The sequence below is a fragment of the Collinsella sp. LCP19S3_A7 genome (assembly GCF_052121995.1).
GTDB lineage: Bacteria > Actinomycetota > Coriobacteriia > Coriobacteriales > Coriobacteriaceae > Collinsella.
Genome location: NZ_JBQKDE010000047.1, coordinates 1 through 670, shown reverse-complemented (window position 1 = coordinate 670; position 670 = coordinate 1). Strand labels below are relative to the sequence as shown.

General features: G+C 55.2%; 1 tRNA gene. It reads left to right on the top strand.

Going from position 1 to position 670, the window contains the following annotated elements:
- Window positions 1–248: 248 nt before the first annotated feature.
- Window positions 249–324 (top strand) — tRNA-Ile (locus tag ACTQV3_RS09255).
- The last annotated feature ends 346 nt before the right edge of the window (window positions 325–670 follow it).

Genomic DNA, 670 nt, shown 5'->3' with positions numbered 1-670 from the left:
GCCGTCCTCCGATCTCCCGGGGCCGGCCGATCCGGCCCTCAGGGTATCGGGTTCCCACATTCATCCGCACATGTACGGATGAATGTGGGAGGTGTTCGGATAAAGTTGATAATCAAGGCGGCACCATGATCCTCCTGGTCGACAAGATCGTGCGTTGAACGGGTGCCGCGTGCATGGTAGTATTTCACATCGTAGGTCAAAACGTTGGAAGTTGTTCTTCAACCCTAACCGCGACAGCTACTTTATAAGGGCTCTTGGCGCAACGGTTAGCGCAGGGGACTCATAATCCCTGGGTTCTGGGTTCGAATCCCGGAGGGCCCACCACTATCTACCAGCGGTTTCTCTGATATTCAGTTAATCGGGGGAACCGCTTTCGTTTTAGCTTTCCCTTCTAGAATCCTCGTGTTTCTTCTGGCTATCCGCAACTATCCGCAACAGCCAAATGTATAAACACTGGCCGGTTTCTGCTCGATGACAACATTACCTGCCCGCAAATCAGTTTGCTTGTCCACCTCCATGCATCCGGGCCGGCTGCCCTCGACGTTGCCGCCACGGATGCGGCCCATCTACTACGTTTAGCCCCGGCCCCTCGACCATACCCCGTATTTCGCGAAAACCGCAGGCCGTCTACCTGCGGTTTTATTTTTACCCGTGACGCCATGGTCGGGGG